General features: G+C 70.3%; 23 protein-coding genes and 1 pseudogene. 20 read left to right on the forward strand and 4 right to left on the reverse strand.

Going from position 1 to position 23,237, the window contains the following annotated elements:
* Positions 1 to 39 precede the first annotated feature (39 nt).
* Positions 40 to 567, forward strand: coding sequence for a YbjN domain-containing protein (locus tag ACIQWG_RS23105; protein ID WP_404098826.1), 528 nt, complete (start codon positions 40 to 42; stop codon positions 565 to 567).
* A 129-nt stretch (positions 568 to 696) separates the two neighbouring features.
* On the opposite strand, the pseudogene ACIQWG_RS23110 reads toward ACIQWG_RS23105, so the two are convergent.
* Positions 697 to 969: pseudogene (locus tag ACIQWG_RS23110) on the reverse strand (aminotransferase class I/II-fold pyridoxal phosphate-dependent enzyme); the annotation flags it as partial.
* Positions 970 to 1,101: 132 nt separating this feature from the next.
* On the opposite strand from ACIQWG_RS23110, the gene ACIQWG_RS23115 reads away from it, so the two are divergent.
* Positions 1,102 to 1,656 (forward strand): Uma2 family endonuclease, encoded by a 555-nt coding sequence (locus ACIQWG_RS23115; protein WP_404098827.1) that lies wholly within the window; start codon positions 1,102 to 1,104, stop codon positions 1,654 to 1,656.
* A gap of 320 nt (positions 1,657 to 1,976) precedes the next feature.
* The gene (locus ACIQWG_RS23120) at positions 1,977 to 3,686 is read left to right on the forward strand and encodes a hypothetical protein (protein ID WP_404098830.1); all 1,710 of its coding nucleotides are present in this window, start codon (positions 1,977 to 1,979) and stop codon (positions 3,684 to 3,686) included.
* Positions 3,687 to 3,943: 257 nt separating this feature from the next.
* Here the strand turns inward: ACIQWG_RS23120 and ACIQWG_RS23125 are convergent, their stop codons facing one another.
* Positions 3,944 to 5,134, reverse strand: coding sequence for a pyridoxal phosphate-dependent aminotransferase (locus ACIQWG_RS23125; RefSeq protein ID WP_404098831.1), 1,191 nt, complete (start codon positions 5,132 to 5,134; stop codon positions 3,944 to 3,946).
* Between the two features lie 327 nt (positions 5,135 to 5,461).
* Between ACIQWG_RS23125 and ACIQWG_RS23130 the strand changes: the two genes are divergently transcribed.
* A complete protein-coding gene (locus ACIQWG_RS23130) occupies positions 5,462 to 6,697 on the forward strand; it encodes a helix-turn-helix domain-containing protein (protein WP_404098834.1) in 1,236 nt (411 codons plus the stop codon).
* The gene (locus ACIQWG_RS23135) at positions 6,679 to 7,257 is read left to right on the forward strand and encodes a flavoprotein (protein ID WP_404098837.1); all 579 of its coding nucleotides are present in this window, start codon (positions 6,679 to 6,681) and stop codon (positions 7,255 to 7,257) included. Before ACIQWG_RS23130 ends, ACIQWG_RS23135 begins: the two co-directional genes overlap by 19 nt.
* 216 nt (positions 7,258 to 7,473) lie before the next feature.
* Here the strand turns inward: ACIQWG_RS23135 and ACIQWG_RS23140 are convergent, their stop codons facing one another.
* Complete coding sequence (locus tag ACIQWG_RS23140; protein ID WP_404098840.1) at positions 7,474 to 7,869, reverse strand: GntR family transcriptional regulator; 396 nt, start codon at positions 7,867 to 7,869, stop codon at positions 7,474 to 7,476.
* A gap of 552 nt (positions 7,870 to 8,421) precedes the next feature.
* Between ACIQWG_RS23140 and ACIQWG_RS23145 the strand changes: the two genes are divergently transcribed.
* From ACIQWG_RS23145 to ACIQWG_RS23200, 12 genes are all read left to right on the forward strand, one after another.
* A complete protein-coding gene (locus tag ACIQWG_RS23145; protein WP_404098843.1) occupies positions 8,422 to 8,688 on the forward strand; it encodes a DUF6284 family protein in 267 nt (88 codons plus the stop codon).
* Positions 8,685 to 8,876 (forward strand): hypothetical protein, encoded by a 192-nt coding sequence (locus ACIQWG_RS23150; RefSeq protein ID WP_404098845.1) that lies wholly within the window; start codon positions 8,685 to 8,687, stop codon positions 8,874 to 8,876. Before ACIQWG_RS23145 ends, ACIQWG_RS23150 begins: the two co-directional genes overlap by 4 nt.
* Entirely contained in the window at positions 8,873 to 9,295 is a 423-nt protein-coding gene (locus ACIQWG_RS23155; protein ID WP_404098846.1) for a hypothetical protein, read from the forward strand. The genes ACIQWG_RS23150 and ACIQWG_RS23155 overlap by 4 nt, the downstream gene beginning before the upstream one ends.
* The gene (locus tag ACIQWG_RS23160) at positions 9,292 to 10,182 is read left to right on the forward strand and encodes a DUF2637 domain-containing protein (RefSeq protein ID WP_404098848.1); all 891 of its coding nucleotides are present in this window, start codon (positions 9,292 to 9,294) and stop codon (positions 10,180 to 10,182) included. The genes ACIQWG_RS23155 and ACIQWG_RS23160 overlap by 4 nt, the downstream gene beginning before the upstream one ends.
* A complete protein-coding gene (locus ACIQWG_RS23165) occupies positions 10,182 to 10,559 on the forward strand; it encodes an RRQRL motif-containing zinc-binding protein (protein ID WP_404098850.1) in 378 nt (125 codons plus the stop codon). The genes ACIQWG_RS23160 and ACIQWG_RS23165 overlap by 1 nt, the downstream gene beginning before the upstream one ends.
* Before the next feature lie 28 nt (positions 10,560 to 10,587).
* Complete coding sequence (locus ACIQWG_RS23170) at positions 10,588 to 10,905, forward strand: hypothetical protein (RefSeq protein WP_404098852.1); 318 nt, start codon at positions 10,588 to 10,590, stop codon at positions 10,903 to 10,905.
* Positions 10,906 to 11,010: 105 nt separating this feature from the next.
* On the forward strand, positions 11,011 to 13,137 hold the full coding sequence (locus tag ACIQWG_RS23175; RefSeq protein ID WP_404098855.1) for an FtsK/SpoIIIE domain-containing protein: 2,127 nt from the start codon (positions 11,011 to 11,013) through the stop codon (positions 13,135 to 13,137).
* A 204-nt stretch (positions 13,138 to 13,341) separates the two neighbouring features.
* A complete protein-coding gene (locus tag ACIQWG_RS23180) occupies positions 13,342 to 13,809 on the forward strand; it encodes a hypothetical protein (RefSeq protein WP_404098857.1) in 468 nt (155 codons plus the stop codon).
* Between the two features lie 89 nt (positions 13,810 to 13,898).
* Positions 13,899 to 14,747 (forward strand): bifunctional DNA primase/polymerase, encoded by an 849-nt coding sequence (locus tag ACIQWG_RS23185; protein WP_404098860.1) that lies wholly within the window; start codon positions 13,899 to 13,901, stop codon positions 14,745 to 14,747.
* 2 nt (positions 14,748 to 14,749) lie between these two features.
* Positions 14,750 to 16,228 carry an ATP-binding protein gene (locus ACIQWG_RS23190; protein ID WP_404098863.1) on the forward strand — a complete coding sequence of 493 codons (1,479 nt, stop codon included), beginning with the start codon at positions 14,750 to 14,752 and terminating at the stop codon, positions 16,226 to 16,228.
* A 492-nt stretch (positions 16,229 to 16,720) separates the two neighbouring features.
* Positions 16,721 to 16,960 carry a helix-turn-helix transcriptional regulator gene (locus tag ACIQWG_RS23195; protein ID WP_404098865.1) on the forward strand — a complete coding sequence of 80 codons (240 nt, stop codon included), beginning with the start codon at positions 16,721 to 16,723 and terminating at the stop codon, positions 16,958 to 16,960.
* An 88-nt stretch (positions 16,961 to 17,048) separates the two neighbouring features.
* Positions 17,049 to 18,353, forward strand: a complete 1,305-nt coding sequence (locus ACIQWG_RS23200) for a tyrosine-type recombinase/integrase (RefSeq protein WP_404098867.1) — start codon at positions 17,049 to 17,051, stop codon at positions 18,351 to 18,353.
* Positions 18,354 to 18,416: 63 nt separating this feature from the next.
* Here the strand turns inward: ACIQWG_RS23200 and ACIQWG_RS23205 are convergent, their stop codons facing one another.
* Positions 18,417 to 18,920 carry a hypothetical protein gene (locus tag ACIQWG_RS23205; RefSeq protein ID WP_404098869.1) on the reverse strand — a complete coding sequence of 168 codons (504 nt, stop codon included), beginning with the start codon at positions 18,918 to 18,920 and terminating at the stop codon, positions 18,417 to 18,419.
* Between the two features lie 1,062 nt (positions 18,921 to 19,982).
* On the opposite strand from ACIQWG_RS23205, the gene ACIQWG_RS23210 reads away from it, so the two are divergent.
* From ACIQWG_RS23210 to ACIQWG_RS23220, 3 genes are all read left to right on the forward strand, one after another.
* Complete coding sequence (locus ACIQWG_RS23210) at positions 19,983 to 20,555, forward strand: DUF2617 family protein (RefSeq protein WP_404098870.1); 573 nt, start codon at positions 19,983 to 19,985, stop codon at positions 20,553 to 20,555.
* Positions 20,556 to 20,591: 36 nt separating this feature from the next.
* Positions 20,592 to 22,229, forward strand: a complete 1,638-nt coding sequence (locus ACIQWG_RS23215) for a polyamine aminopropyltransferase (RefSeq protein ID WP_404098872.1) — start codon at positions 20,592 to 20,594, stop codon at positions 22,227 to 22,229.
* Positions 22,230 to 22,343: 114 nt separating this feature from the next.
* Positions 22,344 to 23,207 carry an SRPBCC domain-containing protein gene (locus tag ACIQWG_RS23220; RefSeq protein WP_404098874.1) on the forward strand — a complete coding sequence of 288 codons (864 nt, stop codon included), beginning with the start codon at positions 22,344 to 22,346 and terminating at the stop codon, positions 23,205 to 23,207.
* Positions 23,208 to 23,237: the final 30 nt, after the last annotated feature.

Consider the following 23,237-nt stretch of genomic DNA (forward strand, 5'->3'; position numbering starts at 1 on the left):
GGGGGAGGATGGCGTAATCCGTACGAAGGGAAAATCACGGTGAGCATCGACCCGTCCTCGATTCCGAACTTCGGGGGCCAGCAGCCGCAGCCCGGGCCCCCGCCCGGCCCCGTTGTCCCGGATCAGGACCTCGTGAAGCAGCTCCTCGACCAGATGGAGCTGAAGTACGTCGTCGACGACGAGGGTGACCTCGCGGCGCCGTGGGAGCAGTTCCGTACGTACTTCATGTTCCGCGGCGAGGGTGACCAGCAGGTCTTCTCGGTGCGGACGTTCTACGACCGGCCCCACAAGATCGACGAGAAGCCCCAGCTTCTGGAGTCGATCGACGACTGGAACCGCCGGACCCTGTGGCCCAAGGTCTACAGCCACACGCACGACGACGGCACCGTCCGCCTGATCGGCGAGGCACAGATGCTGATCGGCACGGGCGTGAGCCTGGAGCACTTCGTCTCGTCGACGGTCAGCTGGGTGCGGGCCGCCATCGAGTTCGACAAGTGGCTCGTCGAGCAGCTCGGCCTGGAGCAGGAGGTCAACGACGCGGAGGAACCGGAGGACGGCGAGGAGTAGTCCCGCAGCCGCGAGGCGGAGCCCGGCCAGGGCACCGGCGCCGACATGCGCCGGGTGCCGGGCCGGGCTTCGCCGTGTGCGGGGTCGGGCGCCCCGTCCGTCCACAGCCTGTGGACGGTGTGGGCGGACTCAGCCGGCCAGGGACTTGAGCCGCTTCACCGCGTCCTGGAGCACCTCGGTCCGCTTGCAGAACGCGAACCGCACGAACGGCGCCCCCTGCTCGCGGTGGTCGTAGAAGACCGCGTTCGGGATGGCGACGACCCCGGCCCGCTCCGGCAGGGCACGGCAGAAGGCGAAGCCGTCGGTGTGGCCGAGGGGCCGGATGTCGGTGGTGACGAAGTACGTGCCGGCCGGCTTGAAGACCCCGAACCCGGCCTCCGCGAGCCCCGCCGCCAGCAGGTCCCACTGCGGATCTCCGGCACCGGCGGTGAGCGAGCGCACAACCAGTCCGGACCGGTCTGCCGGCCGTACCGACGGGCTCGGTGACGCGGCACTGTCCGTCGTATCCTGACCACACACGGGAAGGAGCCGTCCATGAGCGTCGACGCGATCGTGCACACCGAGTTCCCCAAGGGGTACACGGTCCTGTTCGGGGCCGACGGAAAGGTGATCATGACCCCGCAGAGCGAAGAGCACTCCAGCACCATCAGGTCGATGCAGATCGACTCCGCTCTTGCTCTCGGCCGTCACGCGAAGGTCACCTCCGATGTCTATATCGACTTCCCCGCCGACGAGAACTCCGCCCCCGACCTCGCGATCCTGCGCGAGGACGCACGCAAGGAAGGCAAGCGCTACAGCTTCGAGGACGTCCTGCTGATCTCCGAGGTCGTCTCGACCTCTTCCGCACGCAAGGACTACGACGACTGCACCGCGAAGTACGGCCGCTACGGAATCCCGATCTACCTGGTCGTGGACCCCTACGCCCAGGAAGTCGTCCTTCACGCCCAGCCGACCGCCACCGGTTACATCGCCGCACACACTCACAAGTACGGCACGGGCAAGCTCCCCATCCCCCTGGCCGACGGCCGCACCTTCACCCTCGACCTCGACGAACTCCCGCGCCCGGATTCCGAGTCGGACGCTCGCTGACGAGGGACTTCCGCCTGGCCAGGCCCGTGCCGTTCTGTGCCGTGAGTCCTCGCGACGAAGTCCGGTTTTTCACAAGGAGGTTAGAAGCCGTGTTTGCTGCGGGCGACAACCACCACGTACTGCCCTGAGGCAGCGGGCCCGCTTGTAGGCTTCCTCAGCAGGTCACCGAGCTTCCCGGGGAGGAACGCGCCGACGCCCAGGGCACACTGCGCACGCTACTGCGCTATCTGCACGCCGCGCACTTGGCGGACCCGCGCGGCCCCTCACTCCAGGATTCCCTTGCCGCGGTCGACAGTGTCGCGGAACAGCATCTGGCGGCGATGACGGACCGCACTCGCTGGGGATTGGCGAAGTTCTGGGCGATGACGGCTGCGGAGCAGGGCGTGGACGTCCAGGACGGGGCGGCGTTGCAGCGCTTCGCGGACCGAGCGCAGCGCGGGGAGGTCGCCTACGATCAGCAGGCTCTCGCCGCGATCATGGAACGGCGGCTGACCGACCGCACGCTGTCCGGCGTGGCCCGGGCCGAGCCGCAACTGCCCGTGATGCTTCCCCCGGACGACGAACTGCGCCTGCGGGCCGAGGCGTCGACGACCGTGGCGCAGTTGCGCAGACTCGCCGAATGGGCGGGGCAGGGCGGCCGCCCGGTGACGGGGACGGGACGGCTGCGGATGGCGGAGGCCCGCGAGCTGGTGGACGTACTCGGCACCGGCGACAGAACGGAGGGGGTGCGCTCTTCGGCCGACCTGCCGCGGCTGGGACTGCTGATGGAGTGGGCGAAGAAGGCACGGCTGGTCCGGGTGGTCAAGGGGCGGTTGTACGCGGTCGCCAAGGCCCGGCCGGTGCTGGCCGACCCGCTCCAGCTGTGGCTGCGCGCCTTCGACGCGTGCTTCGAGCTGCGGCAGGCCCTGATCGGGGTACGCAGCGGCTGGCACGTCGAGTCGATGCTCTTCGACGTCTACGAGCACATCCTGGACGACGTGCTGAACACGCTCTACAGCCTGCCGTACCCCATGCCCTGGCCGCGGCTGCGCGACACGGTACACCTGGCCTATCGGACCTCCTTCCAGTTCGACGCAGGGTTGGACCTTCAGCACCGGATGTGGTTCGAGCACGCCGACCGGGACCTGCGCGCGGTGCTCGACCTGCTGGACGACCTGGGCGCGATCGAGCGTGACCGTGGGATGGCCGACCCGGCGTTCCTCGACATCGACCTCTCCGATGCCGGTCCCGAGGTGCCCGCGGACGTGCCGCCGGAGCTCGCGGAGCAGCTGGGCGTCGCGGGGGCGGCAACGGACCCGGCGGCGCGGGAGCGTGCCGATGCCCGGCGAGAGGAGCTGACCGCCGGGCCGGTCGAGCTCATCCGTCTCACCGAGCTCGGTACCCGGGCCGTACGACAGCGGTTGCTGGCGGCCGGCAGGGACGCACCGTCGGTCGGTGAACTGGCCCAGGCGCCGGCGTCCGGCCTGCTGGGAGTGCTGGCCGAGGACTACGATCCCGACGCCGCCCGCACGGAGCTGGCCGGCTGGATCACGGCCCGCGGCGAGCGGGAAGGTGCCCTGCGGCAACTGACCGACGCCGTAAGGACCATGACCTTCCGCACGCGTGCGCAGGCGATGCTCGACGTGCTGCTGGTGGCGTTGCCGGACGGTGAGGGCGAGCGGCTGCTGCGCACGCTGCGGCGAGACACACAGCTGGCGCCGCTGGCGCTGAACGCGCTGGCACACAGTGAGTTGCTGTTCCCGGAGGACATGACCGATGCAGAGTCTCTGCTGGTGCTCGCCGAGAGCCTGCTTCAGCTCGTGGAGTTGGCGGGCGGCGGGGACGGCGCCGAGCAGATGCTGCGCGCCCAGGGCTCCCAGGCCAGGGACGCGGTTGCCGCCGCGTTGGACTCCGCGCACCCGGACCGGTCCGGACTCGACGAACTCGGGCGGCTGGCGGCCCGGGCACTGGGTGCCCAGGGCGCCCGCGTCGGCCGCGCCCGGAAGGCTCGGCGCTCGTCAGGAAACAGCGGCCGCAAGCGGCGCCGCTGACCGGGCAACACCGCCTGCCCCCCAGGCGCCGGGTGCACCGGCACTGGCACGGAGCCGGGCGGAGGGAAGCCGATGGGTCCCGGCGTCGTACGTCCTCGGTGGCGCGTTACCGTCGGGGGCGTGGTTGAGGGATGGGGCGAGGACGGGCTGCGTGATAACACTGCCGATCATCGGTGCGCCGGGTGCCGGGCCGGGCTTCGCCGTGTGCGGGGTCGGGCGCCCCGTCCGTCCACAGCCTGTGGACGGTGTGGGCGGACTCAGCCGGCCAGGGACTTGAGCCGCTTCACCGCGTCCTGGAGCACCTCGGTCCGCTTGCAGAACGCGAACCGCACGAACGGCGCCCCCTGCTCGCGGTGGTCGTAGAAGACCGCGTTCGGGATGGCGACGACCCCGGCCCGCTCCGGCAGGGCACGGCAGAAGGCGAAGCCGTCGGTGTGGCCGAGGGGCCGGATGTCGGTGGTGACGAAGTACGTGCCGGCCGGCTTGAACACCCCGAACCCGGCCTCCGCGAGCCCCGCCGCCAGCAGGTCCCGCTTGGCCAGCATGTCCTCGCGGAAGGCCGTGAAGTAGCCGTCGGGCAGGGCGAGCGCCTCCGCGACCGCGTACTGGAACGGCCCCGACGCGACGTACGTCAGGTACTGCTTCGCCGAGCGCACGGCCGTGACCAGGGCGGGCGTCGACGTCACCCAGCCGACCTTCCACCCGGTGAAGGAGAAGGTCTTGCCCGCCGACCCGATGGTCACCGTCCGCTCCCGCATGCCCGGGAACGTGGCGAGCGGCAGGTGCTCGGCGTCGTCGAAGACCAGGTGCTCGTAGACCTCGTCGGTCACCACCAGCAGATCCCGCTCGACGGCCAGCTCGGCGATCGCGGCCAGCTCCGCGCGGGTGAGGACCGTGCCGGTGGGGTTGTGCGGGGTGTTGATCAGCAGCAGCCGGGTGCGGTCGGTGACGGCGGCCCGCAGCTCGTCGAGGTCCAGCCGGAAGCTTCCCTCGTGCGGGCGCAGGGTGACCGGCACGCGCGTGCCGCCCGCCATGGCGATGGAGGCCGCGTAGGAGTCGTAGTACGGCTCGAAGGCGACGACCTCGTCACCGGGCTCCAGCAGCGCGAGCAGAGCCGCCGCGATGGCCTCGGTGGCGCCCGCGGTGACCAGGACCTCGGTGTCGGGTTCGTACGACAGCCCGTAGCGCCGCTCCTGGTGTGCGGTGACCGCGTTGCGCAGCTCGGGGACGCCGGGGCCCGGCGGGTACTGGTTGCCGCGCCCGTCCCGCAGCGCCCGTACGGCCGCCTCGCGGACCTCCTCGGGACCGTCGGTGTCGGGGAAGCCCTGGCCGAGGTTGATCGCGCCGGTGCTCAGCGCGAGCGCCGACATCTCGGCGAAGATCGTCGTCCCGAACTCGGCGAGCCGGCGGTTGAGCAGCGGGCGGGTGCTGGAGGTCATGCCGGCCATCCTGCGCCCAAGCTCTGGAGTTCCTCAACTTACCTTCGGGGTTGGGCGCCTGCGGAGGGACTCAACGCGCCACCTCTGAGCAGGGGTTGAGCCGTCGGCAACTGTCGTCATCTGTCGGCGTTGGCCACCCTCGGACGGCCCACAGACGGCCCGGCCCTGACGCGCAAAGCAGGAGATCAGAGGCCCGGACAGAGTGTCCGGGTTGCGCCCTTCCGGGCCCGTCACGCTCGTACCCACTCGGGGTAGTGGACAAGGCCCGCTACCCGCCCCATCACCGGCTCTGTACCGTGAAACCGGCCCCTCACAAGCAGCAGGAGGCAGCACGCAATGCGTGGTCTCGGAGATCACCTCAGCATCGGCGAGCGGATCGCGTTCTACCGCAAGCGTCGCGGCTACACGCAAGAGGTCTTGGCCGGCCTGGTCGGCCGAAGCACCGACTGGTTGGCGAAGATCGAGACGGGGCGCCGGAAGCCTCCCCGAATCGACATGCTTGCCGAGCTGTCGCGCATCCTGCGCGTCCCGCTCGGGGATTTGCTCGGTCAGACCGTCCTCGTGGAGGACGAGAGGCAGCAGGACGACGTCCCGGCCGTGCGCGATGCGCTGATGACCCCGCGGCGACTCTCGCGCCTGCTCTTCGGTCCCGAGGCAGATGCGCAACTTCCGACACCGGCACCCGTGGCCGTACGTGTGGAGCAGGCCTGGAACGACTACCAGGGCGGACGGCTCGGCAGCGTGATCGCGGCCCTTCCGGCTCTCTTGCAGACGGCACAGGAGCTGGAGGACCGCGCCGCGCGACGCGGCGATGACCGTAGCGACTGCTGGGCTGTATCGGCGCGCACACATCACCTCGCAGCCACGACGCTCGCGAAGATCGGCGAGTCGGACATCTCATGGCTCGCTGCCGAACGGGCGATGCGGGCCGCTGACGAATCGGACGACCCGCTTGTGTTGGCGTCAGCCGCGCGTTCCGGAACGCATGCCCTGCTGGCCAACGGTCGGTATGACGACGCGCTGGAACTGGGCAACACCGCCGCCACATGGCTGTCGTCCCGGGTCACGGAGAACGACCCGGCGGCACTGAGCCTGCTGGGCATGATCCACCTGCGTGCCGCGGTGGCCGCAGCGCGTCACCAGGATCGACCCACCGCGACCGGCCTGCTGAACCGAGCCGAGGAACTCGCGGACGATCTCGGGTCGGATGAGAACTACTGGCAGACCGGCTTTGGGCCAACGAACGTGCTGCTTCACCGCCTGTCCGTAGAGCTGGACCTCGACAACGTGTCGTATGTGGTGGAGCACGGACAGGTCAACGTGGACCACATGCCGCAGGAACGCAGCGTGTCGCACAGGATCGACTACGCGCGCGCCCTGTCACTGGCCGGACAGGGCGATGATGCGTTCACGGAACTCCGAACGGCTGAGCGCACGTCACCGCAGCTCGTACGCAACAATCCCAGGGTGCGCGAGACGCTGCGGGACCTGATCAAACAGTCTCCGGTCACGGGCGGCTCGCGTTCGTCCGAAGTGTTCGTGATGGCTCAGCGATGCAGGGCGGTGCAGTGAGTTCAGGCAGGCGTGGAGTGCTCGGGGTCGTCGGCTCTGCGGCCGGCGGCGTTGAGTCGCTGCGTACCGGTCTCGTAGAGCCCGCGATGGATCGCGGATGGCAGGTGGCCGTCACGCTCACCCCGACCGCAGGTCAGTGGCTGCGGCTCAGTGGCGAGGTCGAGCGGCTGGAGAAGCTGACCGGCCTCCCCGTCCGCGATGAGCCACGGTTGCCCGGCGAGGTGCGACCGCACCCGCCGGTTGACTGCTACGCCGTCGCTCCCGCGTCGGCCAACATGGTCGCGAAGCTGGCGACCGGCCTGATGGACAACCAAGCACTGACGCAGGTGGGCGAGGCGATCGGCACCCTCGGTCTACCGGTCGTCGTCTTCCCTCGGGTGAACGCGGCGCACGCTCGCCATCCGGCATGGCAACACCACATCGACACCCTCCGGGCGGGAGGCGTGCACGTCGTCTACGGCCCGGATGTGTGGCCGCTGTATGAGCCCCGGGAAGCGCCGGCGGGCCGCCCACTTCCTTGGTCGGCAGTGCTCGACACAGTGGATGCGGTCACCCAGTGACGATTCGTCAACACCCCTGACCTGCAAGGAAAGAGGACCCGGACAGTCTGTCCGGGTCCTCCGCCGTTCGGGGCCACATGCTCATTGGCATGTCAGGGATCAATCAGCAAAGCGGCGAGCTGGAAGGCATGACTCCCGCCGAACTCGCTTTGATCAAAGCGAGTTTGAGCGAGGCGCGGGTCAAGGTCGAACGACTGCTGAGGCGCGCGGACGAACTCACGGCGACGGTGGAGTCTCGCTACCCACGAGCCGCTCAAGGCGATCAAGGCGCTCGCCGACTTGGGCCAGGGCGTCATGAATCGTGCTGAGTTCTGCGGCCAGGGCGGTGAACGCCGGGCTACTGCCCGGCTCGCTGCCGAGGGGCACGGAAGGATCGCGGACGAACGTGCCGCGGCCCTGCTGGGTGAGAACCAACCCCTCGTCACGGAGCTGACCGAACGCGCTCTGAACAGTCATGAGCTGCACGCCAAGTTCCTTGGCGAGCTTGCGAGCGGCTGGGAGCTGGTCGCCCGGCTCGTAGTCGCGGTCGGGGCCCGTGATCTTCTCGCGGAACTGCGCCGCGATCTCCTTGGCCGTGGGCGTCTGCTTGGGCGCTTCGGGGCTCTGTTCCATGGCATCGAGAGTAACCGGACCTAGGTCAATCTCTGATCCTTCGGCGGACTCTCTTGACAGACAGATTGACCTAGGTCAATCTGAACTCACGCCGGAAGGTGGCCCGCAAGGGTTCGCCTCAGTGCCGGTGCACGACAACTCCACAGCGTGATCCACCGCAGATACGACGGCCGTGACGACTCCGGCCGAGGCGAGTGGAGACCAGTCGGTCATCTCCCGTCAGGGACACGTGCCGACTCAAAAGAACGGATCTGCCCAAGGGCACGCACGCCGCGCGAAGAGACCGAGATGCGATTCCTCGGAAGAGCGGGACTGAGGCACAGATCCATATCGCGTACGACGGGCCGTCGCCTCCCGCAAAAGGCGTCCGGCGCGGCTCAGGCCCGCGCACCTCTGACCCTCGCCGCATCGTGCGGCGGCCGGTTGCCTCCGCTGCACGTCTCGTACGTGCAGCGCTGAGGGGAGCCGGAACCGACTCCAACGGCAAGCGGCTCCCGGGGTGCATCCCGGGAGCCGCGATGGGCCGTTCCGCGCTGAGAGGAACACGACCCAATGGAACACATCGTCACTGTTCAGGACGCTGTTACCGCGTTCGCCGACTTCATGGAGCCGACGGACGCGGAGCTGGATGCGATCGAGCAGGAGATGCCCGTCATCCTGGCGGACGTCGAGCTGCTCGACGCGCAGATCGTCACCCTGGACCGCCCCCCGAGCGAGCTGGACCACCAGCGCATCCGCCGTGCCCGCCGCCGGGCGCTCGCCGCCCGGGTCGCGCTGATCAACCGCGAGAACGCGAGCATGCCGGGGGGTGCGGCATGAGGGCGAACACTTCCCCGACCGGTCTGGCCCTGCTGCTGATCGTGGTGGGCCTGCTGCTCTCCTTCACCAGCATCACGGCCGCGTTCGTCACCGACGAGCGCGTCTGGCGCTACCTGATCGCGGGCGGCTGCTTCGTGCAGTTCCTCGGCTGGTTCGTCCACGGCGGTCGGAACGGGGGCAGGCGATGAGCCGCGTTGAGTTGAGCCCGCATGAGCGGGCGCAGGTTGAAGCGGCGCGGGAGACGCTCGCCGCGATCGTCGGGGCGAGGTTGACCGACGCGTCCGCCGCCGCGTACATGGTGGGCCGCCTGGAGGTGTCGCTGCGGTCTCTGCTGGAGATCCTCGGCGCCGGCCAGGATCCGGCCCGCCGGTGCCCGGCCGCGCACCCGGAGGACCCGGCGCCGTGTGGCGGTCCGGTCGTCGTGACCGTCCTGGACGCGCACCACGCGGGCGCCGACGGTTGCGAGCTGCACGCCATCCGCATGCTGGCCTCGATCACCGGTGCTCGCCCGGTCGCTAAGCCGGACGCCCCCGCCGGGGTGGCCTTGCGCATCTTCCGGGCCGCGCACCGCACCCGTCCCTTCCCGTGGCGGGAGGGCCGGTCATGAACCTTCACCGCAAGGGGCGCGCCGCCCTGGTCCTGGCGCTGGTCGGCGTGGTCGGTATGGCGTTTCGGGTGTCGTGGAACGCGCTGCGGGACATTGCCGGCGCGGTCGGTGCGGACGAGACCGCCGCGACGCTGTACCCGTTCGTGGTCGACGGCCTCATGGCCCTGGCCCTGATCGCCACCCTCGTGCTCACCGGCGATGCGCGGAAGTTCGCGCTGCGGGTGCTGGGCACCTACACGCTCGCTTCGCTGGTCCTCAACTACGTCCACGGTCTCGTGCCCGAGCTGCACAGCGATGGGGGCGCCAGGGTCGACTGGACTCGGCTGGCCGACTGGGACCCGGCGAACTGGGCCCTGGTCCTGCTCGCCACATCGCTGCCGGTCGGGTCGATCTACTTCGGTTCCGATCTGGTCGCCAAGGTCCTGCACCACCGCCCTACCCCGATCGCCACCCCGATCGAGAATGCGGAGGAATCCACCGAGACCACAATGAAACGGTCTACGGCTGACCTCCCCGAATCGACTCCCGAGCCGATCACCGCGACGCTCGTGCGGGTGCCCGATCAGGGCCCGGTCGACCACGTGAAGTCGTCCCCGGTCTTCAAGCCGATCCCGCAGGGCGACACCGTCTCGCTCGCCCCAATCGAGCGGCGCGCGGTGCCTGCCGAGTCGACCCGATCCCGTCGGGCGACCGGTCGACTCCCCGACGCGGCGAAGTCGACCCGACCCAAGCGCACCCCCCATGAGTTGCTCATCGAGGCGCGCAAGGCGACGGCCGATTGGCCGGACGCGAAGGTGACTGCCGAGGGCATCCGTCGCGAGGTCCGTACCTCGCCGGCGAACGCGCGGATGCTGCGCGACACCCTCCTTGCCGAGCGAGCCGGCTGATGTCGGCCGCGTGGGGCAAGTGCTTCGACCCGACCGGCGCCCGCTACGGGGTCCCCACGTACCCGTGGCGCCTGGCGCCGGATGGCCTGGCCACCCGCCGCCAGTTACGCGCTGAGGGCCTGCGCCCGGGAGGTCAGCCGATAGCGGCCCAAGCCATGCGGATCAACCGCCGCACCGGCACCCCGAGGGTCGCCTACCTCTACCGCATCGACCGCGCCAAGCCCGTACGGCCGATGACGTCGCGCAAGTGGGGCGCCCTGGCCTTGGCGATGCTCGCCCGCCGTACCTGCCCGTCCTGCCGGCTGGACGTCGGCTACTGCATCCCCCGCTCGCACGGCATCTGCGGCCTGTGCCTGGCCGCACAAGAAGCCGCCTGACCTCTCACCTACCACCGAGGAGTACGTGATGGGCAACTCCGAGATTCGCCGCCTGGACCGTGAGATCCAGCGGACCCAGAGGAAGTTGGAAGCGGTGCGCCGGGGCGAGTGGTGGCCCCTGACCGCCCGTGAACGGCTCTCGATGAGCCGCGCGATGGCCAGCGGGGCCCGCAGCGTCTACCGCGACCGCAGCACGACCGGCGCGGAAAGCCGGATGGACTCCATCGGTTCTTCCGTGGAGACGCGGCTGAACGCGGAGCTGACCGCCCTGCACGGCGAGCGTCAGCGCCTGATCACCGAGGCCGCCCGCGCCAAGGCCGCCCGCAAGAAGTCCGGCTGGTTCTGACCAGCCGAAACCGCCGGGGTGGCCGCCACCTGCCAGGGACACGGCCACCCCGTCTCTCACCTCAACTCCCGCCCCGGCATTGGGGCAGTCAGGAGCACTCCCAGCATGTCCGAGAACGTCATCCACCTCCACAAGACACCCGAACCCGTCGACCCTGATGCTTCGGTGACCACGCTGACCGTGGTGCCCGACGCCCTGCCCGCGCGGCCGGTGCCGTTGTGGGTGCGCTCCGGGCGGGCGGTGAAGTCCGCCGCCACCCACGACCGCACCACTGCCGCCGCTCGCGCGGTCGCCCGGCACGGCCTCTACACGTTCAACGGGGGCCGGATCGTGGCCCGCCGCACCTGGGACGGCCGCACCGGCGCCCGCTACGAACGCATGCTCCGCGCGGCGGAAGCCGCGGGGAACTACGAAGTCGCCGAAGAGTGGGAAGAGCGTCTTCAGCGCTTCCGTGACGCCCGCCACCGCCGCCGCATGGACCTGCTGCACTCCCCGATCGAGGTCGCCAAGGGCGCCGCCGTCGGCACGGGAATGGGTATCGGCGCGCTGGTCGCGCTCGGGATCGTGATGGCCATCAGCAACGGCGACGTCAAGGACGTCGTCACCCCGCTCGCCGCCACCATCGACTTCATCGCCACCCTGATCCGGATCGTGCAGGTCGTGTGGCCCTACGCGGTCGTCCTCGGACCGCTGTTCGCCCTGCTGGGCATGTGGGCCGTCGGCAGCAAGCAGCAGGCCGCACCCCAGTGGGCGCTGCCGGCCAACGCCCGATCGAGCGAAGGTGAGCCGATCACCCCGTCGATCGTGGTCATGGCCCTGCGTGACCTGGGAATCCCGGCCTTGCGCAAGGCGATTCAGGAGATGGGGGACGCCGGCGCGAGCATGCTCGGACCGATCCGCATCGCCGGATGCGGTGTCGAGGTCGACGTGACCTTGCCTTCCGGGGTGGCCACGAACGAGGTGCAGGGCAAGCGCCGCAAGCTTGCCGAGAACCTGACCCGGCATGAGCACGAGGTGTTCATTACGATCCCGGAGGCCGCGCGGACGGTGCGGCTGTGGATCGCCGACTCCGGGGCGCTGGACGAGCCGATCGGCCCGTCCCCGCTGGTCACCGACGAGACGCTGACCGCGAACTACAAGACCGGTCGGGCCCCGTGGGGCCAGGACCTGCGCGGGGACGCCGCTGAGCTGAGCGTGTATCAGCGCCACCTGCTGGTCACGGGCCTGTCCAACCAGGGCAAGACGGCCGCCCTGCGCGCCCTGGCTCTGTGGTTGGCGCTGGATAGGACGGTGCAGTTCTGGATCGCCGACCTGAAGGGTGTCGGTGACTGGGCCCCGTTCGACGGCATCGCAAAGGTCCTGATCGAGGGCCCCTCGGACAGTCACTGCATTCAGGCGACCGAGATGGTTGAGGACGCGGTGGAGGAGATGAACCGGCGGATCGAGGCGGTTCGCAAAGACCCCTCCCTTGCGTTCCCGCCGCTGATCGTGCTGGTGGATGAGGCGCAGAAGGCGTTCATGTGCCCGGCCAAGGGCGAGGACGGTCGCCCCTACGGCGGCGCCAAGGCCACCTCCCGCTACTTCATGGCGGTGCGTGAGATCCACAACCAGGGCCGTGCGGTCGACGTGTTGATGTGGCAGGGCACGCAAGACCCCACCGACCAGAACCTTCCCAAGCTGGTCCGCGAGGGCGCCCACACCCGTGCCTCCCTCGTGGTCGGCACCGAATCGCAGGCCGAGATGGCGCTCGGAGCCAAGGCCGTCAACGCCGGCGCCGCCCCGCACCTGCTGCGCCAGGGCCTGGACAAGGGCACCCTCGTGGTCGCCTCCGACGGCATCGCCATCCCCGCCGGCCAGTCCTCCATCACCGTGCGAACCCACTTCATCGACGACGAACCGGCCGCCGAGATCGCCGCCCGCGCCAAGGCCCTGCGCGACGGAGTGGCCACCCTGCACGCCATCGACCGCACCGAGGAGCGCGATGCGCTCGCCGACGTCGCGGCCGTCATCGGCGACGCGGCCCGACTGCGCACCGATGAGGTGCTGAAGCGGCTGCACGCGCTCGACACGGCCGTCTACCGCGAGTGGAACAACGTCCGCCTGAAGCGGCTGCTGGAGGAGCACGGCGAGGAGCCGAAGAAGTCCCACGGGGTCATGGTCGTGCGCCGCGACGACGTGGCCCGCGCCCTCGCCAACCGCGACGCCGACGATTCCGCTTCCGCTGCCGAGTAGCGGGGAGGAACACCCGTCCGGCCCGGGGAGGCGGGGAGAACTCCCCAACCCCCTCCCCGGGCCCGCCTCCCCGCACTGATCAGCACAAACATCGTTTCGGGGAGGCGGGGAGGCGCCCTGCTCAGACCCCCGAAACACCCCTCCACACGGCACCCCGACGGGGGTGCCTCCACCTCCCCAACCGAGCACCGGAAGGGATTCCGCATGTACCCCGACCACACCCCGCACGTGCCCGCACAGCTGGCCGTGGAAGTCCACCAGCCCACCCCGCTCCCGCCCGCCGTGGCCGTGTCGGCACCGGTCGTGCCGGTGCAGCCCGGCAGTGTTCCGGCGGTGGCGAGCATCGTCCTGCCGGACGGCCGCGTCGTCACCGGCTACGCCATCAACCCCGTCCAGCCCGAGCCGGTAGCGGCCAAGCCGGCCGTCTCGCGGACGGCCGTGAACGTCGCCCTCGGGGGCATCGGGTTCCTCGCGGTGTGCGGCGGGCTGATCCTGCTCACCTCGTTCATCGCCGCGCTCACCGCGTTCATCACCCAGCTCATCACCCTGGCCGCCGTGATCTTCGGCGGATGGATCGCCGTGCAGCTCTTCAGCGCGAGCGGCCACCAGGGCGCCGGGACGACCGTGAACATCCGCAAGGCGACGTTCAAGCGCAACCACTTCCACGGCTAGCTACGCCAAGGGCGGCCCCCACTCACGCCAATGAATCCGGGGCCGCCCTTGCCAGCCAGAGCCCGTCAAGGAACTGGAGACAACCCAGCATGACGCAACCCACGCCCTATCCGCAGCATACGGCGCTGAGTCTCGCGGCGTCCGGTGTGCCCGTATTGCCCCTGCGTCGGGGCAAGGTCCCGTTCGGTAACTGCACGACGTGCGCGGACAACGCGTGCGGCGGCCGGCCGAACATGAAGACCCCGGGCCCCTGCGACTGCCCCGACGTCTGCCACGCCTGGGCCGCCGCGACCACCGACCCGGCCGTCATCGTCTCGCCCCCGTGGGCGGCGGCGTGGGGGCGCGCGGTGTGCGTCGGCTATCACCCCGGCGGCGCCGGGCTGACCGTCGTCGACCTGGACGACGCGGACGCCATCGCATGGGCCCGCGCGACCCTACCGGCCACACGGACCGTGCCGACCACGCGCGGTGAGCACTGGATCTACCGGGGTGCCATGACCTCCCGCAACAGGGTGCGTCCCGGCGTCGACGTCAAGTCGTCCATGTCCTATGCCCGCTACCTCGGTCCCGGCACCGGCCGCATGGTCGACCTGCCGGACACCGTGCGTGCCCTGGCCGCCAAGACGCGCTCCTCGGCCCGGCCGGTACCGCACGCCGGCGCGTCCACCGGGTGCAGCGGCGGGCAGTGCCCGCACCGCACGCCCGCCTTCCTGGAACGCGGCATCGCCATGGCCGAGCAGCGCATCACCGCCGCCCGCAGCGCGATCCACGCCACCGTCTACGGGACGTTCCTCGCGGTGCTGTCCACGCACGGCCGGTGCGGCTGCCTCACCGACAGCCACGTCGCCCGGCTGTTCACCGCCGCGCAGACCAAGGGCGAGACGGCCCGGCACTGCACCGACGCGTGGACCAACGCCCGCACCGCCCTGGGGATGTAGCCATGTCCGAGGACGAAAAGAACCCTGCACGGCAGGTCATCACCGACTACGCGCAATCCCACTTCCGCTACTTCCGCACCGCCGACGGCACCGTGTACGCGCAGCGCAACGGCCACCCCGTGGCCCGCCCGATCCGCTCCCAGGGCACCACCGGCAGCCACCGCCAAGAACTCATGGTCGGCCTGTTCAAGGACGGCGTCGGCGTGTTCAACGGCACCGCCATGAAGGAGGCGCTCGACTTGATCGAGGCACTCGCACTGACCGAGGACGTTCAGCCCGTGCACATCCGCGTCGCCCCGGGATTCGACGGGGCGACGTGGCTGGATCTCGGGCGCAGCGACGGGCAGTCCGTGCGGATCCACCCCACCGGATGGGACATCGCCACCCCGGACCCGCGCGAGTTGTGCTGGCGGCGCACCCAGCTCACCGGGGAACTGCCCCTGCCGGCCAAGGACACCAACGGCAAGGGCATCGACCTGCTGATGCGGCTGTGCAACTTCGCCACCGCGGAGACCGAGTGCCTGGCCATCGCCTGGCTCATCGGCTGCCTCGGGCCGACGGTGCCCGTCCCGGCCCCGTTCCTCACCGGGCCGCAGGGGGCGGGCAAGTCCACCGGCGGCCGGATGCTCGTACGGATCATCGAGGGCATGACCGGAGACCTGCGCCGAGCCCCGAAGGATGAGGAGAACCTGATCACAGCGGTAGCGGCCGGTTGGGTCACCGCCCTGGACAACCTCTCCCACATGACCCCGGAGCTGTCGGATGCGATGTGCTGCATCGTCACCGGCGCCGAGAACGTCAAGCGTGCCCTGTTCACCGACGGGGACGTCTTCCGCGTCGGCTACCGCCGCCCCCTGCTCCTGACCGGCATCGACGTGGGCGTCATCCGGCCCGACCTCGCCGAACGGCTGTTGCCCCTGCGGCTGGAACGCCCCCGCGTGAGGCGCACGGAAGCGGAACTGTGGTCCGACTTCGCAGAGGTGCTGCCCGTCATCCTCGGCTCGCTGCTGGACCTCACCGTGCAGGTGCGGGCGGCCGAGGCGGACATCCCCACCGACCTGCGCATGGCCGACTTCGCGCACCTGTGCGCGCAGCTCGACGCGGCCACCGGTCTGGGGGCGCTGGCCGCCTACCGGGCGAGCCTGGATGACCTCAACGACGACGTCATTGAGGGCGACTTGTTGGCGCAGACGGTGCTCAAGCACGCCGCCGGCATCGAGCCGGGCACCGAGCAGCGGATGACGTCGGCCGAGTGGCTGCACTGCCTCACGGGCCTCTACGCGGGCGAGGACTTCCGTCCGCTGCCTAAAGGGTGGCCGACCACCGGCAAGGTGCTCTCAGACCGCCTCAAGCGCCTTCAACCCACTCTCGCGGCCCGGGGCGTCCTCATCGACTGGGGCCGCACCAACGCATCCCGCTATATCGAGATCGCGCGGCCGGCCGCCGCGCCGCCTCCGTCCGAGCAGGAAGCGGCCTTCTGACCGCGCGCACCACGACCGCCCCGCACAAGCAAGAGGAGCACCCGGGGGCGCGTGCTCCTCTTGCTGTTCGGCGGCGGCGCCGCCCTGTGAGGGTCGCGCCGCGAAGCGGCTCCTTGTTCACTTTCTGAGCCGCGCACCACAACAGACACCACCACCCTCTTTGTCCGAAGTAGAGAGACGCTGCGTCACCTGCGTCACCCGGGCCCCGAAAACGGCCGGTGACCTGCCGAAAGGCGGGTGACGCAGACGGCCGATTCCTGCGTCATCCTGCGTCACCTGCGTCACCCGATGACGCAGGTCTGTGTCACCGGTGACGGACCCCCACCGTTCTGCGTCACCGCGAAACCGCAGGTCAGAGCGGTGAATGACGCAGATGACGCAGGTGACGCAGAAATCCGCACCTCGGACAGACGCAGGCCCCCGACGCCTGCACGCAACCCACCGCAGGACACCTCACCCAACCCCGCGACGGACATGAGGAGTCACCACGCCATGGCCACCGACGAGCCGACCGACCCGCGCGCCCTCCTGCGCGGCGGCCTCCCGGACCGCTACCTCACCCCTGAAGACCTGGTCACCATGTTCAGCCTCCCGAGCGTCGAGACCGTCTACCAGTGGCGCCGCAAGCGCATCGGCCCGACCGGCTTCCGAGTCGGACGCTACCTCCGCTTCAACCCCGCCGCCGTACAGGCGTGGGAGGCCGAACAGACCGCCCTCGAAGACGCGGCCTGAGCCTGCCGCACTCCGCACCACCCAACTCCCCGGGGAGGGCCACACCGTGGCCCTCCCCGTCCCATGCTCCGAAGGGACCACACCCCACATGGCAGGCCACATCCAAGACCGCTGGTTCAAGACTGAGACCAACACCGCCGGCAAGACCGTCCGCGTCAAATCCGACCGCTACGGCACCGGCCTGCGCTACCGGGCCCGCTACGTCGGCCCCGACGGCACCGAGAAGTCCAAGAGCTTCCCCGACCGTCAGAAGCGGCTCGCTGAGAAGTGGCTCAGTGCCATCGAGACGGACATGACGCGCGGCCAGTACACCGACCCCAAGTCCATGCAGATCACATTCCGGCAGTACGCCGACAAGTGGTTGGACACCAGGACTTCGAGCCCGATGACGCGGAAGGAACTCGGCCGGCGCCTTCGGCTGCACGTCTACCCGGTGCTCGGCACCCGGCCGGTCGGGACATTCCGGCCGGAGCACATCAGGGAGCTTGTCGCGGCCCTGGAAGCGAAGCCTGGCGTCAGTGCCTCCTACGCCCGGAACATCTTTGCGGACGTCCAAGCGGTCCTGTCCGCCGCTGTCGACGACACGCTGTTGTCCCGCAATCCGTGCGGTGCCCGAACCGTTCGGCGCCCCAAGCCTGACCCGCATCCCGTCATCCCGTGGGTGCCCGACCAGGTGTTCGCAGTTCGCGCGGCCCTTCAGGACCGGTACCAAGCGATGGTCAACGTTGGAGCTGGGTGCGGCCTGCGCCAGGGCGAGGTGTTCGGGCTCGCTGAGGACGCCATAGACGCCGACGGCCGCACGCTTCACGTGGTTCGGCAGATCAAGCATGTGGAAGGGCACCCGGTCTTCGCCCTCCCCAAGGGAGGCAAGAAACGGGACGTTCCCCTGCCCGACTCCGTGGCGGAAGCCCTCCGGGCGCACATGGACGCCTTCAAGCCCGTAGAGATCACGTTGCCGTGGGACGTACCGGAGGGCCCGAAGGTATCCGCTCGTCTGATCTTCACAGCGGAGCAAGGGGGCATGGTCTGGCGCAGCAACTTCAACGGCAAGGAGTGGAAGCCTGCTCTCGCCGCCGCTGGACTCATCCTGGACGTGGACGATGACGGCAAGTACGAGTCGGCGCGTGAGCACGGCATGCACGCCCTACGGCACTTTTACGCATCCGCCTTGCTGGACGCCGGCGAGAACATCAAGGCCGTCAGTGAGTACATGGGGCACGCCGACCCGGGGTTGACGCTGCGGGTGTACGCCCACCTGATGCCCGACAGCCGCAAGCGTGCCCGCCGCGCCATCGACACGGTGTTTCAGCGTCAGGGGGCGTCTCAGGAGGAGATCGCTGAGGGGATGCTCCGGACGTCGAAGGAATTCGCGGCGAGTGGGAACGGGGTGTAGCTGTCGCTTGCGGGTTGATGCGTGTTCAGGCGCTGCCCTTCGATGCGGGGCAGCGCCGTGCACTCACCGTGACAGTGCCCAGATGATGAGGAGTGGGCCGTAGACAGCCACAAGGGCACAGAGGAGACGTCTCCACTCGAACGTCACGTCTATCCGGGTCGGGCTGTTGCTCTTGCCGCGGTGCGCCCGCGACGCCGAGCGGTGCGCCTCCCCAAGCAGTCGAAGGGCTCTTTGGTGGGTCCGGTATCCGGTGAAAGTGCCCATCAGTGAACTGCCGAAGGCGACCGAACCGATGGTGCGCCCGTCCCGCAGAGCGATGATCAGGCCATCGTCGGCCGTCACCCGCGCGACGTCGTTCCAAGAAACGGTCGAGGTCAGGAGGAAGTTGGTGACAGACACGCGGTCGGCGGTACTGCGGATCGCGGAGTCCCACCCGAGCGCCCAGAAGAAGATCGCCACACCGCCGAGCAGGAAGGCCGCCGATGGTTCTTCGTGCAGTGGTCCTATCAGCAGAGAGGCGACGGCGTAGCTGGCGATCGCGCAGGTCACCGGCAGCCACACATACACGGGCCGTCTGATCGCCCTCATCCGCATCGCGGACCACCCCGAGACCGATTCTCCACACCAGACAAAGGCCGAGTCAAGATCGTGCAGGTCAGGTTGGAAGGCGGTTGCGATGTCGGTCCAGCAGCACGAGGGAAGGCACGTTGCCGTACTGCTGTCCTCGGGAAGATCACGGCCCACAGACGGCCCAGTGACCCACGTACGGCCCCTGAACTGCCCTTATGTGCAGGTCAGGGGCCGTTGCCCGTGGAGAAGCCTCTGAAGTTCCTCAACTCTGCTTTGGGTCGCCGACCGGCCGGGCATCTCCCTCGCACGCACCGAGCGGGAGGCGCCCACGGGGGGACGTCTCGGTCCGCTACGGGGAACGGAAGGAGGCTGACGCCATGGTTACAGGCTTCATCGTGGCGCTGGTCGCAGTGGTGTTCGTGGCGGTCGTCGTGTCCGCCGTCCGCACAGGCGCCCGGTCGGCGCACAGCGGCCACAGCCGCAGGAGGCGTTCGCACGGCGACAGCGGCAGCGGCAGCTGGTGGGCCGGCGGGGACAGCGGATCGTCGTCCTGCGGGGGTGGCTCCTCCTGCGGTGGCGGCTCGTCATGCGGAGGCGGGTCGTCGTCGTCCTGCGGAGGAGGCGGGGGCGGATGCGGTGGCGGAGGCAGCTGACACGGGGCAGCTGAGCTCCCCGAGCAGGGGGAACCGCATCCGGAGGGGAGCGGGGCCGGTACCTGGGACCGGCCCCGCTTTCGTGTTCTCACGGGTTTTCACGGGCGGGAGCCGGGCGGGAATCGCCGTGCACCGGCGCGCGCCCCACGCCCGGTGGCGTACGCCGGAGTTGAACAGTTGAGCTGATAAGCCCTCTGAGGGATGGAAACCCTACGAACTTGGGTAAAAACGCTGTGGCGGCCCCACCGTTCATGATTCAGTTAATTTCACCGACGCAGCCCCTCGGACGTCCCGCGGACACCTCTTCTGACCGGCCGACTGGGCTGACCGGGCCGGCCTCCCGGTGTCGGACGGGGGCGCCGGCGACCTCCACCTCCCTTTCTTTGTGTGCTTGCGGAGCCGATCCATGCTCACGACCCTGAACACCGCCTATACCGACACGCGCGCGGCCGACCTCGCCTGGGCCCTGGGGCGCGAGCCGCTGCCCGCGCTGGCCCTGCTCGACCTCGAACTGACCGACGCGAAACTCCAGTTGCGACTGCTCGGCGCGTCCCACCAGGTGCTGTTGGAGGAGAAGCGGGGCAACTGTTCGGAGACGGTGGCCTGCATCCCCGGCAGCAGCACCCCCCTTCCGCTCGGCGTGGCCAAGCGACAGGGGGACTGGGAGTACGAGTTCGCGGCCCGGGTGGAGATCCTGTCGCCGGGCCAGTTCGCCGGACGCGCACAGGAGTTGCTGGCCCTGGTCGCCGACCACCCGCACGGCCTCGCCGGCGTCTTCCCCGGCAGCCCGCACGCCTTCACCGCGATGCTGGCCCAGCACCACGAGGGCCAGGTGCACTGGCGCACCTGGCACGCGTACCCGCAGGACGGGCAGTTGGTGGCGACGCGGACAAGGGTGGGGGTGCGCAGGTCCAGAGCAGCCGCCCTGGTCGATCGGCGACGCAAACGTCCCGCGCCCCAACACCACACGTGTGGGTGACGAAGCGTGCCCGTGCAGTGACGTACCGTCGGCAGCGTGATCGAGCCGCACGCCCCCGCCCCGCCCGGCACGACGCCGCCCTGGCGCGGCCGACCGCGGCTGCCGGTGCGGCCCGACACCGGGCGGTTCCTGGTCCTCGTGTGCGTCTTCGTCTGCGCCGCCTGCGGACTCGTGTACGAACTCGAACTGGTCGCCCTCGCCTCGTACTTGATCGGTGACTCGGTCACCCAGGCCTCCGTCGTCCTGTCCGTCATGGTGTTCGCGATGGGCATCGGCTCCCTCGCCGCGAAACGCCTGCGCCCGCACGCGGCGGCCGGGTTCGGCGCCGTCGAGGCCGTACTGGCCCTGGTCGGCGGGTGCAGCGCGCTCGCCCTGTACGCCGCGTTCGCCTGGACCGGCGGCTGGGGCGGGACGGGCGGGGCCGGGTCCCGGGTGCTGCTCGTCTCCTTCTCCCTGACCATCGGCCTGCTCATCGGCGCCGAAGTGCCCCTGCTGATGGAGCTCATCCAGCGCATCCGACGGCAGGACGCGGGCGGCGCGGTGGCCGACCTGTTCGCCGCCGACTACGTCGGCGCCCTCGTCGGCGGCCTCGCCTTTCCCTTCCTTCTGCTGCCCCTGCTCGGCCAGTTGACCTCCGCCCTGATCACCGGCGCCGTCAACGTCGTCGCGGGCGGCGCGCTCGTCCTAGGCCTGTTCCGGGGCGACCTCACCCGCCGCGCCCGCTGGCTGCTGACGATCGCCAACGTCACCGTGCTCGGCATCCTCGCCTCCGCCGCCGTACTCGTCGACGACTTCGAACGGGCCGCCCGGCACGAGGTGTACGGACAGGACGTCCGCGTGGCGCTGCGGACCGGCATGCAGGAGGTCGTCATCACCGGCGGCACCCGAGGCCGCCCCCTCGACCTCTTCCTCGACGGACGGCTGCGGGTCAGCGGGCGCGAGGAACGCCGCTACCACGAGGCGCTGGTCCACCCCGCGATGAACGGCGAGCACACCCGGGTGCTCATCCTCGGCGGCGGCGACGGGCTGGCGGCGCGTGAGGTGCTGCGTCACCCCGGGGTGCACCGGGTGGACGTCGTCGAGGTCGACCCCGGCGTGGTGCGGCTGGCGCGCCAGGACCCCCCGCTGTCCCGCCTCAACGGCTACGCGTACGACGACGACCGCGTCCACGTCATGACCGACGACGCCTTCCGCTGGCTGCGGACGGCACCACCCTCGACCTACGACGTCGTCATCTCCGACCTGCCCGACCCTGGCATCACGGCCAGCACGAAGCTGTACTCGCAGGAGTTCTACGGCCTCGCCCGCCGCGCCCTCACCCCGCACGGCCGTCTCGCGGTGCACGCCGGGCCGGTCTCCACCTGCCCGCGCGTCTTCTGGACGGTCGACACGACCCTGCGCGCGGCCGGCCTGCACACCGCCCCCTACCGGGTCCGGGGCCGCGACTCCGCCTTCACGGCCGGCCCCGACCGACTGAGCGGACCGGCGCGCGCACCGCACGAATGGGGGTTCCTCCTCGCCGGTCGGGCACAGCGCCCGGAACTGCGACTCGGGGTGGGGGCGCCGCGGCCCGGGACCCTGACGCAGGCGGGGCTGATGGCGGACGGACGCGCGGCGGAGGGGACACGGCTCGTGGGACTCGGGCCGTCGACGCTGGTGCACCCGCGGTACTGAGCGGTGCCCTGGGGCGAGGCCGGGCCGGGAGGATACGCCCGCCGGACGGGCGCGAGGTGAGAATCCCGGGATGTTCGGGTGCGGTTCACGCCATGCTGGGTAGGCTCGATCGGCATGGAGCATGAGGTGTTCGTTCCGGTTGCGGTCGAGCGGCTGAGGCAGGTGCTGGCCGATCCCGTACGGGTGGCCCGGGCGGTCCCCGGGCTTCAGCAGGACGCCGGGGCCGATCCCGTCGCGGGGCGGCTGAAGCTGCGGGTCGGTGGCCACACCATCACCTATCGGGGCGCCGTGCGGGTGTCGGCCCGGGAGGACGGCTCGTACGCCGTCGAGGGCGAGGCGGCCGAGGCGCGCGGCAGCGGGTCCGTGAAGCTGGCCCTGACCGTGCGGGTGCGGGCGGCCGACGGCGGGTCCGTCGTGGGCTTCGAGGGCAGTGCCTCGGCGGACGGGCGGATCACGGAGTTCGCATCGGACGCGGTCCAGGCGGCCGTGGGGCGGCTGCTGAATCGGTTCGGGGAGCAGCTGGGCGGCGTGGCGGGGGAGTCCGCGGCCGAGGAGGCGGTGGAGGAGTCGTTGGCGCCCGGGGAGTTCGAGACGCGGGCGACCAGCGACTTCGAGACGACGCCGGACGCCGATGACGACGCGGCACCGGAGGCCGGGAGCGGGGAAGGGCCCGTCGGCGACGCGGAGTCCGCGTCCGTCTTCGAGACCGATGTGCCCCCGCCGTCACTCCAGGCCCGGGACGAGGACGACGGCGACGAGGAGGAGCCGCCCGTCGCCGAGGCCGCGCACGCCCGGCGGACGATGATCGGGCGCAGCGCGGAAGAGGTCGACCACGCACCGCCCCGCGGGCGGTACGCGCCGGTCCCGGCGCCCCAGACCGTCGCGCCGAACCCGGCGTTGCGGTGGGCCGCGCCGGCGGCCGTCGTCGTGGTGGCCTCGGCGATCGTCGTGGGGCGGATGCTGCGGCGACGACGCTGAGAGGTTTCGCCGTACGGCTGTGAGAGGTCC

Source organism: Streptomyces sp. NPDC098781, assembly GCF_044759995.1.
GTDB lineage: Bacteria > Actinomycetota > Actinomycetes > Streptomycetales > Streptomycetaceae > Streptomyces.